This is a genomic window from Klebsiella sp. SWET4 (genome assembly GCF_024296565.1).
GTDB classification, from domain to species: Bacteria; Pseudomonadota; Gammaproteobacteria; order Enterobacterales; family Enterobacteriaceae; genus Klebsiella; species Klebsiella variicola.
In genome coordinates this window covers 1033921-1052846 of record NZ_JANCOB010000001.1, presented here as the reverse complement: position 1 = coordinate 1052846, position 18926 = coordinate 1033921, and the positions used below count along the sequence as shown (strand labels likewise).

At 59.7% G+C, this 18926-nt stretch carries 16 protein-coding genes; 8 read left to right on the top strand and 8 right to left on the bottom strand.

What is annotated here, in order from left to right:
• Positions 1-52: 52 nt before the first annotated feature.
• The 4 genes from NKJ21_RS05405 to pcaH all read right to left on the bottom strand — a co-directional run bounded on the left by NKJ21_RS05405 (position 53) and on the right by pcaH (position 5178).
• A complete protein-coding gene (locus NKJ21_RS05405) occupies positions 53-2425 on the bottom strand; it encodes a glucose/quinate/shikimate family membrane-bound PQQ-dependent dehydrogenase (protein ID WP_008804657.1) in 2373 nt (790 codons plus the stop codon).
• 296 nt (positions 2426-2721) lie between these two features.
• The gene (locus NKJ21_RS05400; RefSeq protein WP_012541541.1) at positions 2722-3645 is read right to left on the bottom strand and encodes a LysR substrate-binding domain-containing protein; all 924 of its coding nucleotides are present in this window, start codon (positions 3643-3645) and stop codon (positions 2722-2724) included.
• Positions 3646-3820: 175 nt separating this feature from the next.
• On the bottom strand, positions 3821-4441 hold the full coding sequence (pcaG, locus tag NKJ21_RS05395) for a protocatechuate 3,4-dioxygenase subunit alpha (protein ID WP_008804659.1): 621 nt from the start codon (positions 4439-4441) through the stop codon (positions 3821-3823).
• The gene (pcaH, locus tag NKJ21_RS05390; RefSeq protein WP_008804660.1) at positions 4438-5178 is read right to left on the bottom strand and encodes a protocatechuate 3,4-dioxygenase subunit beta; all 741 of its coding nucleotides are present in this window, start codon (positions 5176-5178) and stop codon (positions 4438-4440) included. Before pcaH ends, pcaG begins: the two co-directional genes overlap by 4 nt.
• A gap of 239 nt (positions 5179-5417) precedes the next feature.
• Between pcaH and NKJ21_RS05385 the strand changes: the two genes are divergently transcribed.
• Together NKJ21_RS05385 and NKJ21_RS05380 are read left to right on the top strand one after the other, a co-directional pair.
• On the top strand, positions 5418-6761 hold the full coding sequence (locus NKJ21_RS05385) for a VOC family protein (protein ID WP_038422647.1): 1344 nt from the start codon (positions 5418-5420) through the stop codon (positions 6759-6761).
• A gap of 41 nt (positions 6762-6802) precedes the next feature.
• A complete protein-coding gene (locus NKJ21_RS05380; protein WP_032730519.1) occupies positions 6803-8308 on the top strand; it encodes a carboxylesterase/lipase family protein in 1506 nt (501 codons plus the stop codon).
• Positions 8309-8362: 54 nt separating this feature from the next.
• On the opposite strand, the gene NKJ21_RS05375 is transcribed toward NKJ21_RS05380, so the two are convergent.
• The gene (locus NKJ21_RS05375; RefSeq protein ID WP_023322729.1) at positions 8363-9451 is read right to left on the bottom strand and encodes an NAD(P)-dependent alcohol dehydrogenase; all 1089 of its coding nucleotides are present in this window, start codon (positions 9449-9451) and stop codon (positions 8363-8365) included.
• Between the two features lie 438 nt (positions 9452-9889).
• Between NKJ21_RS05375 and NKJ21_RS05370 the strand changes: the two genes are divergently transcribed.
• The gene (locus NKJ21_RS05370) at positions 9890-11545 is read left to right on the top strand and encodes a glucan biosynthesis protein D (RefSeq protein ID WP_064170902.1); all 1656 of its coding nucleotides are present in this window, start codon (positions 9890-9892) and stop codon (positions 11543-11545) included.
• 53 nt (positions 11546-11598) lie between these two features.
• Positions 11599-12177: a 50S ribosomal protein L7/L12-serine acetyltransferase gene (rimL, locus tag NKJ21_RS05365; protein WP_239270413.1), complete on the top strand. Its 579-nt coding sequence runs from the start codon at positions 11599-11601 to the stop codon at positions 12175-12177.
• On the opposite strand, the gene ydcK is transcribed toward rimL, so the two are convergent.
• A complete protein-coding gene (gene ydcK, locus NKJ21_RS05360) occupies positions 12163-13143 on the bottom strand; it encodes a YdcK family protein (protein WP_039103664.1) in 981 nt (326 codons plus the stop codon). The genes rimL and ydcK overlap by 15 nt on opposite strands.
• Before the next feature lie 111 nt (positions 13144-13254).
• On the opposite strand from ydcK, the gene tehA reads away from it, so the two are divergent.
• From tehA to NKJ21_RS05345, 3 genes are all read left to right on the top strand, one after another.
• On the top strand, positions 13255-14259 hold the full coding sequence (tehA, locus tag NKJ21_RS05355; protein WP_032730515.1) for a dicarboxylate transporter/tellurite-resistance protein TehA: 1005 nt from the start codon (positions 13255-13257) through the stop codon (positions 14257-14259).
• On the top strand, positions 14256-14852 hold the full coding sequence (gene tehB / locus NKJ21_RS05350) for a tellurite resistance methyltransferase TehB (RefSeq protein ID WP_110223846.1): 597 nt from the start codon (positions 14256-14258) through the stop codon (positions 14850-14852). Before tehA ends, tehB begins: the two co-directional genes overlap by 4 nt.
• Positions 14853-15112: 260 nt before the next feature.
• On the top strand, positions 15113-15781 hold the full coding sequence (locus NKJ21_RS05345) for a DUF3313 domain-containing protein (protein ID WP_008804669.1): 669 nt from the start codon (positions 15113-15115) through the stop codon (positions 15779-15781).
• Positions 15782-15827: 46 nt separating this feature from the next.
• On the opposite strand, the gene NKJ21_RS05340 is transcribed toward NKJ21_RS05345, so the two are convergent.
• Entirely contained in the window at positions 15828-16724 is an 897-nt protein-coding gene (locus NKJ21_RS05340) for a DMT family transporter (RefSeq protein ID WP_016161183.1), read from the bottom strand.
• Positions 16725-16905: 181 nt separating this feature from the next.
• On the opposite strand from NKJ21_RS05340, the gene NKJ21_RS05335 reads away from it, so the two are divergent.
• On the top strand, positions 16906-17775 hold the full coding sequence (locus tag NKJ21_RS05335; protein WP_008804671.1) for a helix-turn-helix domain-containing protein: 870 nt from the start codon (positions 16906-16908) through the stop codon (positions 17773-17775).
• On the opposite strand, the gene NKJ21_RS05330 is transcribed toward NKJ21_RS05335, so the two are convergent.
• On the bottom strand, positions 17752-18918 hold the full coding sequence (locus tag NKJ21_RS05330) for a benzoate/H(+) symporter BenE family transporter (RefSeq protein WP_060619612.1): 1167 nt from the start codon (positions 18916-18918) through the stop codon (positions 17752-17754). The two genes, NKJ21_RS05335 and NKJ21_RS05330, sit on opposite strands and share 24 nt — an antisense overlap.
• Positions 18919-18926 lie beyond the last annotated feature (8 nt).

Sequence of the window (18926 nt, the reverse complement as noted above, 5' to 3'; positions counted from 1 at the left end):
GTATCGTCACCGATAAAAAAAGGGCCCGGATGGGCCCTTTTGCTTAGGTCGATCAGTGATGATCCGGGAGCGCGTAGGCGATGATGTAATCACCGCGATCCGGTGACTGACGGGCGCCGCCAGCATTGATAATAATGTACTGCTTACCGGTTTTCGGTGAGACGTAGGTCATCGGGCCGGACTGGCTACCGACCGGCAGACGCGATTTCCAGATCTCTTTCCCGTTCGCGGTATCAAAGGCGCGCAGGTAGAAATCCTGGGTACCGGCGAAGAACAGCAGTCCGGACTGCGTCGACAGCGACGCGCCAAGGGTCGGCATGCCGATCGGAATGGGCATGTGCATCCGGATCCCCAGCGGCCCGGTATCTTCTACGGTGCCAACCGGTACCTGCCACACCAGTTTGCCGGTTTTCAGATCCACCGCGGACATGGTGCCGAACGGCGGTTTCTGGCACGGAATGCCCAGCGGCGACAGGAAACGTTCGCGCATGGCGCCAAACGGCGTACCTTCCATCGGCACGATGCCCATCTCGATCCCGCTGGCGTCTTTCGCCACCTTCGCGCGCGGCACCATATAGTTGGCGAGGCCCAGACGCATATCGTTGACGAACATCAGGCTGTTGTTCGGATCCACCGAAACGCTGCCCCAGTTCATGCCGCCGAGCGAGCCCGGGAACTGCAGAGAACGGTCTTCACCTGGCGGGGTAAAGACGCCCTGATGGCGCATCTCTTTGAACTGAATACGGCACAGCAGCAGGTCGATCGGTGTCGCCCCCCACATATCGGATTCGGTCAACGTCTGGTTGCCGATCATCGGCATCCCTACCGAGTAAGGTTGCGTCGGAGAGTAGCGTTCACCTTTGACGTTGCCCGCCGGTACCGGACGCTCTTCCACTTTGGCCACCGGCTCGCCGGTCTCGCGGTTAAGCATAAAGATCATGCCCTGCTTGCTGGTTTGAACCAGCACCGGGGTGGTACCACCCTTGCCGTCAGGCAGATCGTACAGCAGCGGCTGAGACGGCAGGTCAAAGTCCCACAGATCGTGGTGCGTGGTCTGGAAGTGCCAGCGCACCTGGCCGGTGGTGGCATCCACAGCCACGATAGAGGAGCTGTATTTATCGTCCAGCGCGGTACGTTCGCCGCCAAAGAAATCTGGCGTGGCGTTGCCGGTTGGCAGATAGATCAGATTCAGCTTCGCGTCGTAGGACATCGCCGACCAGACGTTTGGCGTACCGCGCGTATAGGTCTGGCCTTCCGGCGGAACACCGGTCAGCGCTGGATTGCCGGGATCCCACGCCCACGCCAGTTTGCCGGTGTGGACGTCAAACGCGCGGACCACGCCCGGCGGTTCGCCGGTGGAGTAGTTATCCGCGACGCGACCGCCCACCACTACCACATTGCCCGCTACCAGCGGGGTGGAGGTCTGCTGATAGTAGCCCGCTTTCACTTCACCCATGCCGACGCTGAGGTCGACAATACCGCCATCGCCGAAGCTTTCGCACAGTTTGCCGGTATCGGCATCAATGGCGATCAGGCGGGCGTCGATCGTCGGCAGGAACAGACGACGGGAACAGGCGGCAGGCTGCGTGCCTGACGCTGGCGCGGTTTGCGCCTGGCTCTCTTCGTAATAGCCTAAGCCGCGGCAGCGCTGCCAGTTGGGCGAAGAGGATTTGGAGTCATAACGCCATTTCTCTTTTCCGCTGTCCACATCCAGCGCCAGCACTTTGCTGTAAGGGGTGCAGACGTACAGAGTATCGCCAATCTGCAGCGGGGTGTTTTGATCTTCCGCCCCGGAGCCATTGCTCTGCGGGATATCGCCAGTATGCGCCACCCAGGCCACCTGCAACTGGTTGACGTTCTGTTTGTTGATTTGGTCCAGCGCGGCGAAACGGTCGCCGTGGGTGGTGTTACCCCAGTGCGCCCAGTTTTTCTGCTGTTCGCCCGGCGCGACGGGCTTCACTGGCACCGCTTCAGTGGCGCTAACCAGTGGTTCGGATTTGAACATCCAGCCAAAGCTCACCGCCAGCGCCACGGCGAGAACGGCGGCGACGCCATATGCCGGGCCTTTTTTTGCCGGTGGGCTGGCGAGGAAAGGCCAGACCAGGGCGGCAAGGAAGGCCAGGACGCCGAGCGCAAACAGGCGCGAGAAGAGCGGCCAGTAGCTCCAGCCAGCGTCACTAATCGCCCAGATCACCGAGGCGATAAACGCCACGGCGTATAACAGAATACCGCCGCGGCGGTTGCGGAAAATCAACACCGCCGCGATGACCATGACCACGCCCATCAGCGCGAAGTACAGTGTACCGCCGACGAGGGCCAGTTTTGCCCCAAGAATACCCACAGCCAGACCGATGATGAGCATCAGTCCGGCGAGAAGCCACTGCAGGATCCGGGGGAATCCGCGCGGCGCGTTGCCAGTTGCCATGTAATCTCCTTAACCACTCCCGCCACTTCATCATGAACCAAATGAAACAGGTGTTTTCTGTTTTATTTTTGAATGAAGAGGTTTGTACCTTCATAAACGCAGGTTTATTGCTTGATGTGATTTCAAATGAACCATTTGGTGAAATCGCGATATGATAGATCTGTTAAAGAAATTTACGCAATTGTTAATGAATGATTTCGCACTAAATGATTATTTTGCTAAATGTGTTGCGCCGTCCGTCGCACCACATCGACGTACGTAGGCTCCCCGGCAGGGCTACCGGGGAGAAAGCGGGGTCAGGCAGGCATTGACTTGCGGATGGCGCTGAGCAAGGTTTGCGTACCTGGCGTGAGCGTCGCATCGACGCGGGTCAGAATGCCGATGGGCTCTCCGGCGCCCTGGGTGGCAATCGGCAGGGCGCTCAGCACACCCCGGCGAAGATCGTCTTTCACCGCCCCGGAAGGTACGAACCACACATAGTCAAAATCGACCGTCAGCTGGCGTGACAGCGAAGCCGAGAGGGTCTCGATACAGCCCGCGGGCATTTTACAGCCCTGGCTCTGGAGCAGCGTTTCGGCGTTTTGCCGCGGTACGGTGCCCTTCGGCGAAACGACGACGGGCCACTCCATTACCCGGCTCAGGGTCACGGTCTCCTGAAGCAGGGGGTGTCCCGGGCGAACCACCAGTTTCAGGGATTCGAGGAACAGCAGTTCATAGTTGAGTCCACTCATCAGATCCGGGTCGGACATGCGTCCGATACCGATATCGATCTCCCCGGATTTTAACCCCGCCAGCAGCATGGTGTTGTTCATGGTGGCGACCTGCAGCGTGATGTCTTTTTGCTGCTTATGGAACTGGCCGATCACCGTTGGCAGGATCCCCAGCGCGGCGGTAGGCAGCGCGCCGATACGCACAATGTCGTTATTCAGCCCCTCTTTACGGTTCAGCGCCTGACCCGCTGAGTTAAGGGCATCAAGTACCTTAACGGCATGAGTCAGAAACTGTTCGCCGACCAGGGTGAGTTGCGCCCCCAGGCGGCCACGCTCGAACAGCCGGGTACCGGTTAGCTGTTCAAGCTCGTTAAGCGTTTTCGAGAGTGCCGGCTGGCTCAGATTTAAAGTTTCAGCCGCGCGCCCCAGCGTTCCCTGTTGAGCGACGGCCACGAAGGTGTGTAGATGGCGCAAGCGAATGCGCTGACTGAAGAGACCATTTTTTTCCATAGTAGATGATGTTAAAAACACAGCGGTGAAAGAGACAAGCGGCCTTGTTTAAATTTGATAACCAGATAGCAAAATATTATTAACATTTGACCTGATTACATTACAAGATCTTTCCCCACGGTTTAAAACGCCTTCCCCCCGCAGGACGAGGGGAAGGCGTTTATCGGCGTGGCCGCTAGATATCGAAAAAGACGGTTTCGTTTTCGCCCTGCAGATAAATATCGAAGCGATAGACCACTTCCGAACCACGAACCTCGCGTTCGGCGATTAAGGTTTTGCGTCTCACTTCCCACTCGATCAGATTCAGCACCGGGTCGCTGGCGTTGGCCTCATGTTCATCGGCGAAATACATCCGTGTGTTCAGGCCGATGTTGATCCCCCGGGCGACCACCCACAGGTTGACGTGCGGCGCCATCAGGCGGCCATCGCGGCCGACAACCGGGCCCGGCTTAATGGTGTCAAAGCGCCAGACGCCGGAGGTGAAATCAGAGCAGGTACGCCCCCAGCCGCGGAAGCCCGGGTCGACAGCTTTCTGCTGCTGACGGTCGTCAGGATGGTTATAGCGTCCTGCGGCGTTGGCCTGCCAGATCTCCAGCAGCACATCACGGACCGGTGTTCCGGAGCCGTCGATAACCCGGCCTTCAATGGTGATCCGCTCCCCGGTGGTATCCGCGGTGGTGAGGACCGGGCCAAAGTTTTTCTCAAAAATATGAAAGCCCGCGGCGTCAGGCGCCAGACCGATATGAACATAGGGTCCCGCCGTCTGCGAGGCGGTTTCAGGCAGATACTCTTTCATCGGGCGGCCCCCTGAGTGCGATTTTCAAACAGCGTGGCGCGATGGCCGCGCAGAACAAGGTCAAAGCGGTAGGCCAGACAATCCAGCGGTACGGCGGCGTGCATGTCCAGCTCGGCGATCAGCGTGCGCACGGCGTCGTCATTATTAATGGTTCGGACGATCGGACACTGTTTGATCAGCGGATCGCCTTCGAAATACATCTGAGTGATCAGGCGCTGCGCCCAGGCTTCACCCGAGAGCGAGAAATGAATATGCGCCGGACGCCAGTCGCTGGCCTGGTTACGCCACGGGTAGGGGCCGGGCTTGATAGTGCGAAAACAGTAATAGCCGTTTTCATCGGTCAGCACCCGGCCGCAGCCGCCGAAGTTCGGGTCAATCGGGGCCAGATACTGATCTTTTTTATGTCGGTAGCGGCCGCCGGCATTGGCCTGCCAGACTTCCACCAGGGTGTTTTTCATCGGTCGGCCAAAACCATCGCGCACGTAACCGTGGACAATGATCCGCTCGCCAATCGGCAGGCCTTCTTTGGCGTAATTAAGGATAAGATCGTTATCCAGAGGGCCCAGATCGTCACGGCTAAAGACCGGCCCGGTGATCTCTGACAGCGAGTTCTGCAGGGAGATCAGGGCATTCTTCGGTGAGCGCAGGACGCTGGTTTTATAGCCCGGCGCGTAAGCGGGCGGGTGGCTACTGTAATCGCGATGGATAACCTCGCGCGGGGACCATTTGTCGTTCATCGGGTACTCCGTGTAGACGGTAGAGGGGCATGTTGTTGTAATGTCGCCAGAAACAGTCTGTGTAAATGTATTGTTAATTTAAAGTGAAATTACCGGGTGTTTTTCATAACCTTGGGTTATGTTTTGTGCAATGACTGCTAGCGGAAGCAGGTTATCGCCATCACAGTTTGTAAATTCTTCCCCCCGCCAGGAGGCAGCTTTCCTACACTCCAGGAAGTATTCACTGGAGGTAACACATCATGGCGAACACCATCACGGCTGATGAGATTCGGGAGCAGTTTTCGCAGGCCATGTCGGCTATGTACCAGCAGGAAGTTCCGCAATACGGGACGCTGCTGGAGCTGGTGGCTGACGTCAATCTCGCGGTACTGGAAAATAATCCGCAGCTGCATGAACAACTGGCCAATGCCGACGAGCTGGCGCGCTTAAACGTGGAGCGCCACGGCGCAATCCGCGTGGGCACAGCGGAGGAACTGGCGACGCTGCGTCGCATGTTTGCCATCATGGGGATGTATCCCGTCAGCTATTACGATCTCTCACAGGCCGGCGTGCCGGTCCATTCCACGGCCTTTCGTCCCATCGACGATGCCGCGCTGGCGCGCAATCCGTTTCGGGTTTTCACCTCCCTGCTGCGCCTGGAGCTGATTGAAAATCGCGCCCTGCGCGAGCTGGCCGAGGCCATCCTTGCCCGGCGCAAAATCTTTACCCCCCGCTGTCTGGCGCTGATTGCGCAGTATGAAGCTGAGGGCGAATTCACCTCTGCCGACGCGCGCGAGTTTGTGCAGGAGGCGCTGGAGACCTTCCGCTGGCACCGGCATGCCACCGTCGATGAGGAGACCTACCATGCTCTGCATCGCGAGCACCGCCTGATTGCCGATGTGGTCTGCTTTCCGGGATGCCATATCAATCACCTCACGCCGCGGACGCTGGATATTGACCGCGCCCAGGCCCTGATGCCCGAGTGTGGTATTGAACCCAAAGCGCTGATTGAAGGGCCACCGCGCCGGGAGGTCCCGATCCTCCTGCGGCAGACCAGCTTTAAGGCGCTTGAGGAGCCGGTGATGTTCGCCGGTGAGCATAAAGGCACCCACAGCGCCCGCTTTGGCGAAATTGAGCAACGCGGCATTGCGCTAACGCCAAAAGGACGCGCACTGTACGACCGACTGCTGCAGGCGGCAGGGACAGGAAAGGACAATCTCAGCCATCAGCTGCATCTGCAGGAGGTATTCCGCGAATTCCCCGACAGCGAATTTCTGCTCCGTCAGCAGGGGTTGGCCTGGTTTCGCTACCGCCTGACGCCCGCCGGCGAGGCGCATCGCCAGGCGTTTCGCCCGGGGGACGATCCGCAGCCGCTGATTGAGCGCGGGTGGGTGGTCGCCCAGCCGATTATTTATGAAGATTTTTTACCGGTCAGCGCGGCGGGCATTTTTCAGTCTAATCTGGGCAACGAAACGCAGGCGCGCAGCCACGGGAATGCCAGCCGCGAAGCCTTTGAGACGGCGCTGGGCTGCCCGGTGGAGGATGAGTTTGCCCTGTACCGACAGGCGGAGGAGCGCAGCAAACGACGTTGCGGTCTGCTGTAAAATCAGTACCCTGCTGGCATCAGCCTTACAGGGAGCAGGTTATGCAACATCCGTCGAAACCGTTGGCGAAAACCCGCCAGGGAACCGTATCCGGGAGCGCAGAGCAGGGGATCCATATCTGGCGCGGCATTCCGTATGCCGCGCCGCCTGTGGGCCCGCTGCGCTGGCGCGCGCCGCAGCCTCCTGCCCGCTGGCAGGGCGTCCGCCAGGCCGACGCCTTTTCCGCCGCCAGCTGGCAGGACATTGACTACTGCCGTGAGCTCGGCGGCGGCGATCCCGGCGCTTTCAGCGAAGACTGCTTATATCTCAATATCTGGGCACCTGCTGCTGCGGCGCAGCCGCTGCCGGTGATGGTCTGGCTGCACGGCGGCGGGTTTACCATCGGCGCCGGCAGCCTGCCGCCTTACGATGGCAAAGCGTTAGCCAGCCGCGATGTGGTGGTGGTGACGGTCAACTACCGGCTGGGCCATCTCGGCTTTTTCGCCCATCCGGCGCTGGAAGAAGAGGCGGGCGAACGTCTCTATAATTTCGCGCTGCTCGATCAGATTGCCGCCCTGCAGTGGGTTCAGGAGAATATCCACGCCTTCGGCGGGGATGCCGCCAACGTCACGCTGTTTGGCGAATCCGCCGGGGCGCGCAGCGTGCTGTCGCTGATGGCCTCGCCGAAAGCGAAAGGGTTGTTCCATAAAGCGATTATTCAGAGCGGGTATACGTTACCCGACCTGCCGCGAGAGAAGGCGCTGGAGAAAGGCCGCCTGCTGGCGGAACACTTTGCCTTACCGCAAGCCAGCGCTGAGGAATTGCGGGCGATCCCGGCGGAGGCCTTCTGGTCGCTCACCGCGCCGCTGAACACAGGGCCGGCCCCCATCGTCGGCGACGCGGTGCTGCCGCAACCGATGCTGGAGACCTTTTTTGCCGGGCGCCAGCATCCAATGCCGGTGATGATCGGCTCCAACAGCGATGAAGCCAGCGTGATGGCAGTGTTTGGCGTCGATATCGCCGGGCAGATCCAGAAGCTGCGCCGTGAGCGCCGCCTGGGACTGGGGCTGATCAAACTCCTTTATCCCGGCGTGAAGGGCGATGAGGCGCTGGGGCGGGAAGTGTGCCGCGACATGGCCTTCACCACCCTCGGCTATGTGGTGATGCAGGCGCAGCAGCGCGTGGGGCAGCCGTGCTGGCGCTACTGGTTTGATTATGTTGCGGAGGCGGAGCATGACACCTATCCGCACGGCGCCTGGCATGGCAACGAGGTGCCCTACGTGTTTGATAACCTGCGGTTGACCGACCCGGTGTGTCAGTATGCCAGCGAAGCGGATCTGGCCTTCGCCGCTCAGGTGGCTGACTATTGGGCCCAGTTTGCCCGCGTCGCCAGCGGCGACCAGGCGCTTGCCGGCGCGGTACGCTGGCCAGCGTGCCTGCGCGGACGGGATCGTCTGTTGCGCATTGGCCTGCATAAGCGTGCCGGCTTTAAAGTGGAAAATCGCTTTATGCGCGCCCGGCTGGCGCTGTTTCGCCGGGTGATGAAGCATCACGTGACGCTGGAGTAAATGCGCTGAGGTGCGGCTGAGCAACTGCCGCCACCGGTTGGTGGCGGCATTCACTCACATCACAACCACGGGCTTTATCACCTTGCCAGACGCCGAATCGGCGAAAGCCTGGTTGATATCGGCCAGCGGATAGCGAACGATAAGCTTATCGATAGGGAATTTCCCCTGCTTGTACTGCTGCACCAGCAGTGGAATAAACAGCGCCGGGACGGCATCGCCTTCAATCACCCCGACCAGCGACTTGCCCTCCGCCATCAGATCGTTCTGCACGTTAAAGGTGATATCCCCGGTAAAGCCGACGATGGCCACCGTACCTAATGGTTTCACCGCGTGCACGGCCTGCAGCACGATGGCCGATACGCCGGTGGTTTCCACCGCGTAGTGAGCGCCTTTGCCGGTGATCTGTTTGATCAGGGCCACGGCATCCTGTTCCTTGCCATTGATCTGATGGGTGGCGCCCAGTTCGCCCGCCAGGGCGAGGCGACTGGCATGAATATCGACAGCGATGATCTGAGAGCAGCCGGTTAATTTCGCCGCCATGATGGCGCTGAGCCCCACGGCGCCGCAGCCAAAAACCACAATCGATTCCCCAATCACCGGTTTCAGGCGGTTGAGCACCGTCCCGCTGCCGGTCTGGATGCCGCAGCCCAGCGGGCCGAGCAGGGTGAGATCGACCTCCGGGTCGACCACCACGGCGTTGCTGGCGCGGGTGACCACATACTGGCTGAAGGACGACTGGCCAAAGAACAGGGACAGATCCTGATCGCCCAGCCGATAGGGGGTGGTGCCATCCTCGCGTCGGCCGCCAAAATTAAGCGTATTAAAATCTTCGCAAGCTGAAGGGTGGTTGCTTAAACAATTTTCGCAATGGTGGCAGGCGGCATAGCTGAGCACCACGTGGTCTCCGACTCTGATACCGCTGACTGCCTCCCCGACGCTGGCGACGATCCCGGCGCCTTCATGGCCGAGGATGGCAGGCATAGGCACCACTCCCGGGTTATCGCGCATCACCGCGTCGGTATGACAGACCCCGGTGGCGACAATTTTCACTAATATCTCATCCTTCCCCGGAAGGGAGACGTCGACATCCTTGATGACGAAAGGTTGCTGGTAGCCCAGCGTGACGGCTGCTTTCACTTGCATGGCATGACTCCTGAATGAATTCCCTGGAGAGCGTGGCGGGACAGCCCGAACGGCTCTCCCGTGTTGGCCGCTAACATGAAGAAATATAGCGGTTACCGGTGAAAAGTTAGCACCGGATGTGGCGGAAATTTGCGCTAATCGTGCCTAAAAAAAACGCAGGGGGCGGGGCATAGGTGTGATGAATATACCGCAGCGAGGAAGAGCTATCCGCTCAATGGTCAGGCGAAAATGCGGCCGGCAGTCTGTTCTTTCCCCGGCCGCACGTCGAAGGAAAAGTAAAAAAACGGGTTGTTCCGGTAGACAGGGCTTTTTTACCTTTTTTCTGCGGGCAACAATTGGATTATTAATCGTTTTTGTCTAGAGTGGGCGGAATTTATCACGCAGCGTGATGACGCGTTGCGAATCAATTCACCCGTGCAGAAGGACGCTTTCTCAGGCATGAACCGCAGACGTTTTCTTAAATCTTCCATGGCTGTTGCCGCCGTATGCGGGACGTCAGGAGTCGCTTCCTTATTCAGTCAGGCCGCTTTTGCCGAAGACGCGGGTATTGCCGACGGGCAAACGCGTCGTTTCGATTACACCGTGCTGCAGGCGATGGCCCACGATCTGGCGCGCCAGCCATGGGGCGGCGCCCCGCGCGATCTGCCGCCGACGCTGGCCAATCTGACTCCGCAGGCTTATAACAGCATCCAGTATGACGCCAACCACTCGCTATGGAACAACATCGAAGAACGCAAACTGGACATCCAGTTTTTCCATGTCGGGATGGGGTTCCGTCGCCGCGTGCGGATGTTCTCTCTTGACGCCGCCACTCAGCAGGCGCGCGAGATCCATTTCCGCCCTGAGCTGTTTAAGTACAATGACGCCGGGGTCGACACCCGCCAGCTGGAAGGGCAGTCCGACCTCGGCTTCGCCGGATTCCGGGTGTTTAAAGCGCCGGAGCTGGCGCGCCGCGATATCGTGGCGTTCCTTGGCGCCAGTTATTTCCGCGCGGTAGACAGCACCTACCAGTACGGCTTGTCGGCTCGTGGGCTGGCGATAGACACCTTTACCGATACCCCGGAAGAGTTCCCTGATTTCACCTCCTTCTGGTTCGAAACGGTTAAAGGGGACGCCACGGTCTTTACCGTTTATGCGCTGCTGGATAGCCCGAGCATCACCGGGGCCTACAAGTTCACCATCCATTGCCAGGATACCCAGGTCATCATGGACGTGGAAAATCACCTTTATGCCCGCAAGGACATCAAACAGCTGGGTATCGCGCCGATGACCAGTATGTTCAGCTGCGGCAACAACGAGCGCCGGATGTGCGATACCATCCACCCGCAGATCCACGACTCCGATCGGCTGTCGATGTGGCTGGGGAACGGCGAATGGGTCTGCCGGCCGCTGAATAACCCGCAGAAGCTGCAGTTCAACGCCTTCCAGGACAAGAACCCGCGCGGCTTCGGTCTGCTGCAGCTGGACCGCGATTTCTCCCATTACCAGGACGTGATGGGCTGGTATAACAAGCGCCCCAGCCTGTGGGTTGAGCCGCGTAACCAGTGGGGGAAAGGGGCGGTCAGCCTGATGGAGATCCCGACCACCGGCGAAACGCTGGATAATATCGTCTGCTTCTGGCAGCCGGAAAAAGCGGTGAAGGCGGGCGACGAACTGGACTTCCGCTACCGTCTCTACTGGAGCGCGCAGCCGCCGGTGAGCACCCCGCTGGCGCGTGTGCTCGCCACCCGCACCGGGATGGGGGGCTTCCCGGAAGGCTGGGCGCCGGGCGAGCACTATCCGGATAAGTGGGCGCGTCGTTTTGCCATCGATTTTGTCGGCGGCGATCTGAAGGCCGCCGCGCCGCGCGGTATTGAACCGGTGATCACCCTCTCCAGCGGGGAAGCGAAGCAGATTGAGATCCTCTACGTCGAGCCGTTCGATGGCTACCGGATCCTCTTCGACTGGTATCCGACCTCCGACTCGACCGACCCGGTGGAGATGCGCCTGTTCCTGCGCTGTCAGGGCGAAGCCATCAGCGAAACCTGGCTCTATCAGTACTTCCCGCCGGCGCCGGATAAACGTAACTACGTTGACGACCGGATCATGAAATAATCCCGTGACAGCCGCGGCCCGCAGGCAACGCCTGCGGGCCAGTAGAGAGCCCCATGACTACAGACATTCCCGCAGTACCTGAGACGATCCCGGTGACCGACGCACTGACGCTTATCGCGATTGATGAGCGCTACGTCAGCGATCTGCACCAGCTGGTGGTGAAAAACCGCCACTGGCTGCAGCAATCGCTCAACTGGCCCGCCGAAGTAAACAGCGAAGAGGAGACCCGCCGCCATGTGCAGGGTAACGTGATTCTGCATCAGCGGGATTACGCCAAAATGTTTTTGCTGTTTCTCGACCATCGACTCGTGGGCGTCCTGTCGTTCAACCAGATCGAGCCGCAGAACAAAACGGCCTATATCGGCTACTGGATCGATGAAGATCACCAGGGGCAGGGGCTGCTTTCCCGCTCCCTGCAGGCCTTTATCCACCATTATGCCCGCAGCGGGCTGGTGCGCCGGCTTGTGATCAAATGCCGGGTGGCCAATACCCGCAGTAACCAGGTGGCGTTGCGCAATGGGTTCGTTCTTGAAGGTTGCCTCAGGCAGGCTGAGTATCTGAACGGCAGCTATGACGATCAGAATATTTACGCGCGCATTATTGACCGCGACGAGGCGCTAGAGGGCGCCTAACAGCGGCGTGCGGGTGATGTGCTGCTGGCCGTCAAGCGTTTTCGGGCCGCGCAGATGAATGGCCTCTCCCTCCTGTGCGGCAATCTGCACCTCGTCATTGATGGAGACCTGGTGCTCAACGATCACATCGCCGATGATGACTGTCCGCCCCTGGATCAGCACATCGTCGTCGAGCAGAATCGGACCACCGCGCAGCTGCGCCTCGCCCCCGACCATCGCCCGGTGCTTTAACAGGCAGTTGCCTTCAATTACCGCATTCTCCGCCACCTGCGAACTGTAGCGCACGGTGGGAATGGCATCCTCTCCGCGACCGGCGATCAGTCGCGCATGACCATAAACCCGGGCGTTATCGCACACCCAGACGTCGTTTTCTTCGTTCCCCTCCAGTCTTGCCTGGTCGAACACTTCTGCCCGATGTTCGACAAAAGCGTGCTCGACAAAGGCATCGCCGTAGATTTGCGCCTGATGAAGAATACGCGAGGCGCTAACGGTGGCTCGCTGATAAATCTGCAGGACTTTGTCACGATCGGCGGTCAGACCGCGGGCGGCAATCACCTGGCAGTGCGGCAGGAGACGCGCCTCGTCGGCGAGGCGACAGTAACCGCGCACCAGACTATGATTAACCGTGACGTTGTCACTTATCTGCGCGTGATGGCTAATGTGCGAGGCATGAATGCATGCCCGTCCGCCGATGGCGGCCTCGTGGCTGACCACGCAGGGCCCGGTTAAGCGAGCGTCGTCGCGGATACTTGCCCCGGCGAAAACCACGCTGTTGGCATCGTAGATCCAGCACTCTCCCTGTTGGCTGAGAGCGCTTTCCGCGTCCACCCAACCGCCTTCGCTGCCTGCTTTGACGTCAGCGAAATCGATAAGCGCCACTATCTGGCGCAGGGTCACGCTCTGTTTGCCAGCCTCTTCCTGGTAACAATACTGCCGGGTCTGTTCGCTGAGACGGTATTTACGCATTCCCGATCCTCATTACTTATGGTTAACATAAACATAGCAAAGATCGCCGTAGCGCGCGGGATAAGGTTCCTTTAAAATGCAACTTCAAATTAAATTGATATCATCAACAAAATGAAGAGTAAGCAAACGCCGCGGCAGACGCTGAACCTGCCGGCAGGCTATTTTGGTATGGTGCTCGGCACCATCGGAATGGGCTTCGCCTGGCGCTACGCCAGCACGCTCTGGCCGGTTAGCCGCAGTATCGGCGATGGTCTGGTGATGCTGGCGATTGCGATGTGGGCGCTGCTCAGCATGGCGTTTATCAGCCGGGCAATTCGCTTTCCGGCGAGCGTGCTACGGGAGATGCGTCATCCGGTCAGCAGCAGCTTTGTCAGCCTGTTTCCGGCCACTACGCTGCTGGTGGCGATCGGGCTGGTGCCCTGGTGGCGACCGCTGGCGCTGGGATTGTTTGTGCCGGGGGTGGCGCTGCAGCTTGCCTATGCCGCCTGGCAAAGTGGCGGCTTGTGGCGGGGGACGCATCCTCACGAGGCCACCACGCCGGGGCTCTATCTGCCCACGGTGGCCAATAATTTCATTAGCGCGATGGCCTGCGGCGCGCTGGGATTTACCGACGCCGGGCTGGTGTTCCTCGGCGCCGGGGTCTTCTCCTGGCTGAGCCTCGAGCCGGCGATCCTCCAGCGTCTGCGCAGCGCGGGCGAGCTGCCGACGCCGTTGCGCACCTCGCTGGGGATCCAACTGGCGCCTGCGCTGGTGGCCTGCAGCGCCTGGCTCAGCGTCAACGGTGGGGAAGCGGATACCTTCGCGAAGCTGCTGTTTGGTTACGGCCTGCTGCAGCTACTGTTCATGCTGCGCCTGATGCCCTGGTATCTTCGCCAGCCGTTCAATGCTTCCTTCTGGAGCTTCTCGTTCGGTATTTCCGCACTGGCCACCACCGGCCTGCATCTCGGCCAGGCCAGGGCGGACGGCTTTTTTCACCATCTGGCAATGCCGCTGTTTATTTTTAGCAATCTGGTTGTCGGCCTGCTGTTACTGCGCACAATTTTGCTGTTGGTGAGCGGGAAACTGCTGGTACAGGTCGACCGGGAAACACTCCTGAATAAGAAGGAAGGATCATGACAACGCGTGACGCGGATTATTTTAGTGATAAATATGGCCTGACACGCACCCATTCCGAGGTGCTGCATGCTGCGACAGTGGTGCCGCCGGGGCGGGCGCTGGATTTGGGCTGTGGCAACGGGCGTAACAGCCTTTATCTGGCGGCGAACGGATTCACGGTGACGGCGTGGGATAAAAATCCGGTGAGCATCAATAATCTGGAAAGTATTCGCGCTGCCGAGGCGCTGGAAAATCTCCGCACCGCGGTAACAGACCTCAATAGCCTGACCTTTGATGGGGAATATGACCTGATCCTCTCCACCGTGGTGATGATGTTCCTGGAGCCTGACACCATCCCGGGCCTGATCGCCAATATGCAGCGCTGCACCGCCGCCGGCGGCTATAACCTGATTGTGGCGGCAATGGATACCGAAGATTATCCCTGCACCGTCGGCTTCCCGTTTGCCTTTAAACCCGATGAGCTTCGTGATTATTACCAGGGCTGGGAGCTGCTGAAATACAATGAGGACGTCGGCGAGCTGCATCGCACCGACGCCAACGGCAATCGCATCAAATTGCGCTTCGCCACCCTGTTGGCGCGCAAGCCTGCCTGATACGCGGCGGCGTGGGAAGCTGAGCATGGCCCGCGCCGCATTCCCCGCCAAAGCGTGGGCAAGACAGAGATCCGTTGCGGCGAAAATGAGCCTGGAAAACCGCGCAATACGCTTTTTAAGTGATTATTTAATAACGTAATGTTCATCCTATCAATATTTATAAATCTTCCTTGACGAAGCCCTTTTTTTGTCACAAAACTAGTGGGTCCTATTTGCTATAACGTCTGCCGAAAAAAAACTGCATTTACAGGGATCTCTCTATGCGTACTCGCGTTTTACTGAAAGTCGCCGCTCTGGCGGGAATATTGGCGTTGACCGGCTGTGCGGCGAAAGTGGCGCAACCGAATCAGTATTCGGGCTTCTTAAAAGATTATTCCAACCTGAAAGAAACGACCTCTGCCTCCGGCAAGCCGGAGCTGCGCTGGATCGATCCGAACTTCAATCCAGCCAACTATGACAATATCGTTTATCACCCGGTGACCTACTATCCGGTACCGAAGCCGACCACCCAGGTAGGGGAAAAGGCGCTGCAGGATATTCTTAACTACACCAACAAAGAGCTGAAACAGGCTATTTCCGAGCGTAAACCGCTGGCCACTACCGCCGGCAAGCGCAGCCTCATCTTCCGCGGGGCGATCACCGGGGTGGATTCCAGCAAAGAGGGGCTGCAGTTCTATGAAGTGATCCCGGTCGCTATGATTGTCGCCGGCACCCAGGCCGCCACCGGCCATCGTACCATGGACACCGATCTGTACTTTGAGGCGGAGGTCATTGACGCCAGCACCAATAAGCCGGTCATCAAGGTCGTTCGTAAAGGGGAAGGCAAAACCCTGGCGAATGAGAATACGCCGCTGACCGTCGATACCCTGAAGCAGGTGATCGATGATATGGCGGTCGACGCCGTCAAATTCGATCCCTCTCAGCGTTAATCGTGCCAGCGCCGTCTGACGACGGCGCTGTTTCTCTTCTGTCTCCTCAGGCCAGCCTTCGGCGCAGCAGCAGCTGTTCCGGTTTGGCAAACATCACCAGGTTACCCAGCAGGATCAGCGCCAGCCCGATCACGGCGTTGCTGTGCCAGACATACCCTTCATAGACGGTGGAAATGGATAATGCGACCAGCGGAAACAGCAGCGTACTGTAGGCGGCTTTGCTGGCGCCAATGCGCCCCACAAGAGTGAAATAGGCCCCAAAGGCAATGACCGAGCCGAACAGCGCCAGGTAAAGCAGGGCGCCGAGGTAGCTGACGGTCCACTCCGGCATAAAATTATCGCCACGTAGCAGGGCGATCGCGCCCATCACCAGCGTCCCGTAGAGCATCGCCCAACTGTTGGTGGTGAGGGTTTCCAGCCCTCGCCGCTGGTGGCGAATGCTGAACATATTGCCCAGTGAAAAGCCGTAGGTGCCCAGGGCGCTCAGACCGATCCCCCACAGCAGCGAGGCGTTTAGCCCATTGGCCAGCAGGTCATCCCAGAACAGGGTGACGATACCGGCGAGGCCCAGCGCGGCGGCGGCCCAGAAGCGGCCCGGCGGCTGCTGGCGAAAAAAAAGAAAGCTGTTAATGGCGTTAAACAGTACGGCCATGGAAAAGATCACCGATTCCAGACCGGTGTTGATCCAGGCCGCGGCGGTATAAAAACACCAGAAATTAAAGCAGAAGACGCAGCAGCCCTGCAGCAGGCAGCAAAAGTGATCTTTCGCGCCCAGCGGCCGTAGCCGTCGCGTGACAAGCAGAATCGTCAGCATCGTGATGCTGGCCACGGCAAAGCGCCAAAAAATGGATACCGGCGCCGCCACCGGCCCTTGTTGTAAAAAAATCGCAATCCACGTTGTACCCCAGATCACGACAACGAGTGCATAAAGTAATGCGTTCACCCTGACTCTCCTCTGCTTGTTGAAGGGAGGAGTATGCCGCCTGTCGCAACCGGCAGCTTTCACCCGCTTGTTGTCGGCTTGCAAATTCTTGCGCTTATTTGTCATTCGCCTGCGGTGAGGACTGGAAACCGCGCCGGAGTCTCCCTAGACTAGAGCTTTTACGGGCAGATGCGTGAAGGCAATGGGTTACGGGACGTTTGAAACATTACGGCGACAGAACGCGGTGCTGCGGGGCACGGTGGAGCTGAATTCCGGAATTCAACTGGCCGCCTGGTACAACAATTGCGATACCGTGACGGTGCGCAGCGATCACCATACGTTGAGCCTGTACGTCGCCGATGGCTATGAAAGCTATCAAAAGACGCCGCACGGCTGGAAAAATGGCGGCGGCCCGGATCGCTTTTGTCTGATGCCGAAAGGCGATGAGAGCGTCTGGGATATCCGCGGCGATCTGTCTTTTGTGCATCTCTACTGTACCGATGAGCACCTGCGCCGCGTCGGCGAAGAGGTGTGGGATCGTAGCCCGGCAAACTTCACCCTGCAGGAAAAAACCTTCGCCAGCGATGACAAAATCACCGCGGTGTACCGCCAGTTTTTACTGGCCAATGACTGGCGACAGCCGGCGAACCAGTTGACCCTCAGCGCCGCCAGCAGCTTACTGCTCACCCATCTGATCCAGCACTATTCCACCGTGCAGTGGCGTTTGCCGACGGTCACCGGAGGGCTGGCGCCGGGCGTGAAGCGTCACGTGCTGGCCTGGATCGATGCCCACCTCGATCAGCCGCTGACCCTGGCCGACCTGGCGCAGCAGGCGGGACTCAGTGAGTTCCATTTTGCCCGCATGTTCCGCCAGTCGTTGAATATGGCCCCGCATCAATATGTGATGCAGCAGCGAATGGCCAGGGCGCAAAATCTGCTCTGCCACAGCGCGCTGCCGTTAACGGAGATTGCGCTGGCCTGCGGCTTCAGCTCCGCCAGCCATTTCAGCCATCGGGTGAAAGCGGCCACCGGCCTGACGCCGTCCCAGCTAAGGGCGGCGCAGCGCGGATAACACGCCATAGCTTACCCCACCAAGCACCACGCCCCAGAAGGCCGAACCAATTCCCGCCAGCGTCACGCCGCTGGCGGTGACCAGGAAGGTCAGCACCGCCGCATCGCGCTCACTGGCCTGATGTACCGCCTGAAACAGGCTGCCGCCGATGGTGCCAAGCAGCGCCAGGCCGGCCAGCATCTGGATCCACGCCGCGGGTAAAGCCGACATCAGGGCGGTGATCGATCCGCCGAACAGACCTGCCAGCAGATAAAAACCGCCTGCGGCCATGGCCGCCAGCCAGCGCTGTTGCGGATCCGGGTGCGCCTCCGGACTCTGGCAAATCGCAGCGGTGATCGCCGCGATGCAGATGGAGTAGACCCCAAACGGCGCCAGCACCAACGCCAGACCTCCACAGGCGACGAGCAGCGCCGATACCGGTACGGTGTAGCCGGATGCCTGCAGCGTGGCGAACCCGGGGGCGTTCTGCGAGGCCATGGTGACGAGGAAAAACGGCAGGCCGACACTGAGCAGCAGCGCCGGGGTAAACTGCGGCGCGATCCACTCCGGTGCCGCGAAGGCCAGCGGTACGGCCGTCCTGGCGACGTCCCCGGCGGCAGCCGCGATCAGCGCCCCCACCACCAGCGCGGCGACTACCGCGAAGCGGGGCCACAGCGCTTTACAGAGAAGCCAGGCGGCGAGCATGCCGCCGCACAGCAGCAGATGGTCCTGCAAGCCGGCGAAGGCCTGCAAACCGAAACGCAGCAGGATCCCGGCCAGCATCGCGGCGGCCAGTGAATGGGGAATGATCTTCATCAGCCGGGCAAACAGGCCCGTCACGCCGCAAAGGACGATCAGCGCGTTGGCGAAGATAAACACCCCCACGGCCTCGGCGAGGGTGACTCCCTGTAGACCGCTGACCAGCAGCGCGGCGCCCGGCGTTGACCAGGCGGTGAGCACAGGAACTTTACGCCAGCCGCTCAGCGCAAGGGTGCTGATACCCATGGCGAGGCCAAGGGCCGTCATCCAGCCGGCGATCTGCCCGGGGGTAGCGCCAGCAGACGCAGCAGCCTGCCAGATAATGGCGGCTGAACTGGCGTAGCCCACCAGTACAGCGACGAAACCCGCCAACAGAGTGGGAAGAGGAAGGGTAAACGAGCGCATAGGATTCT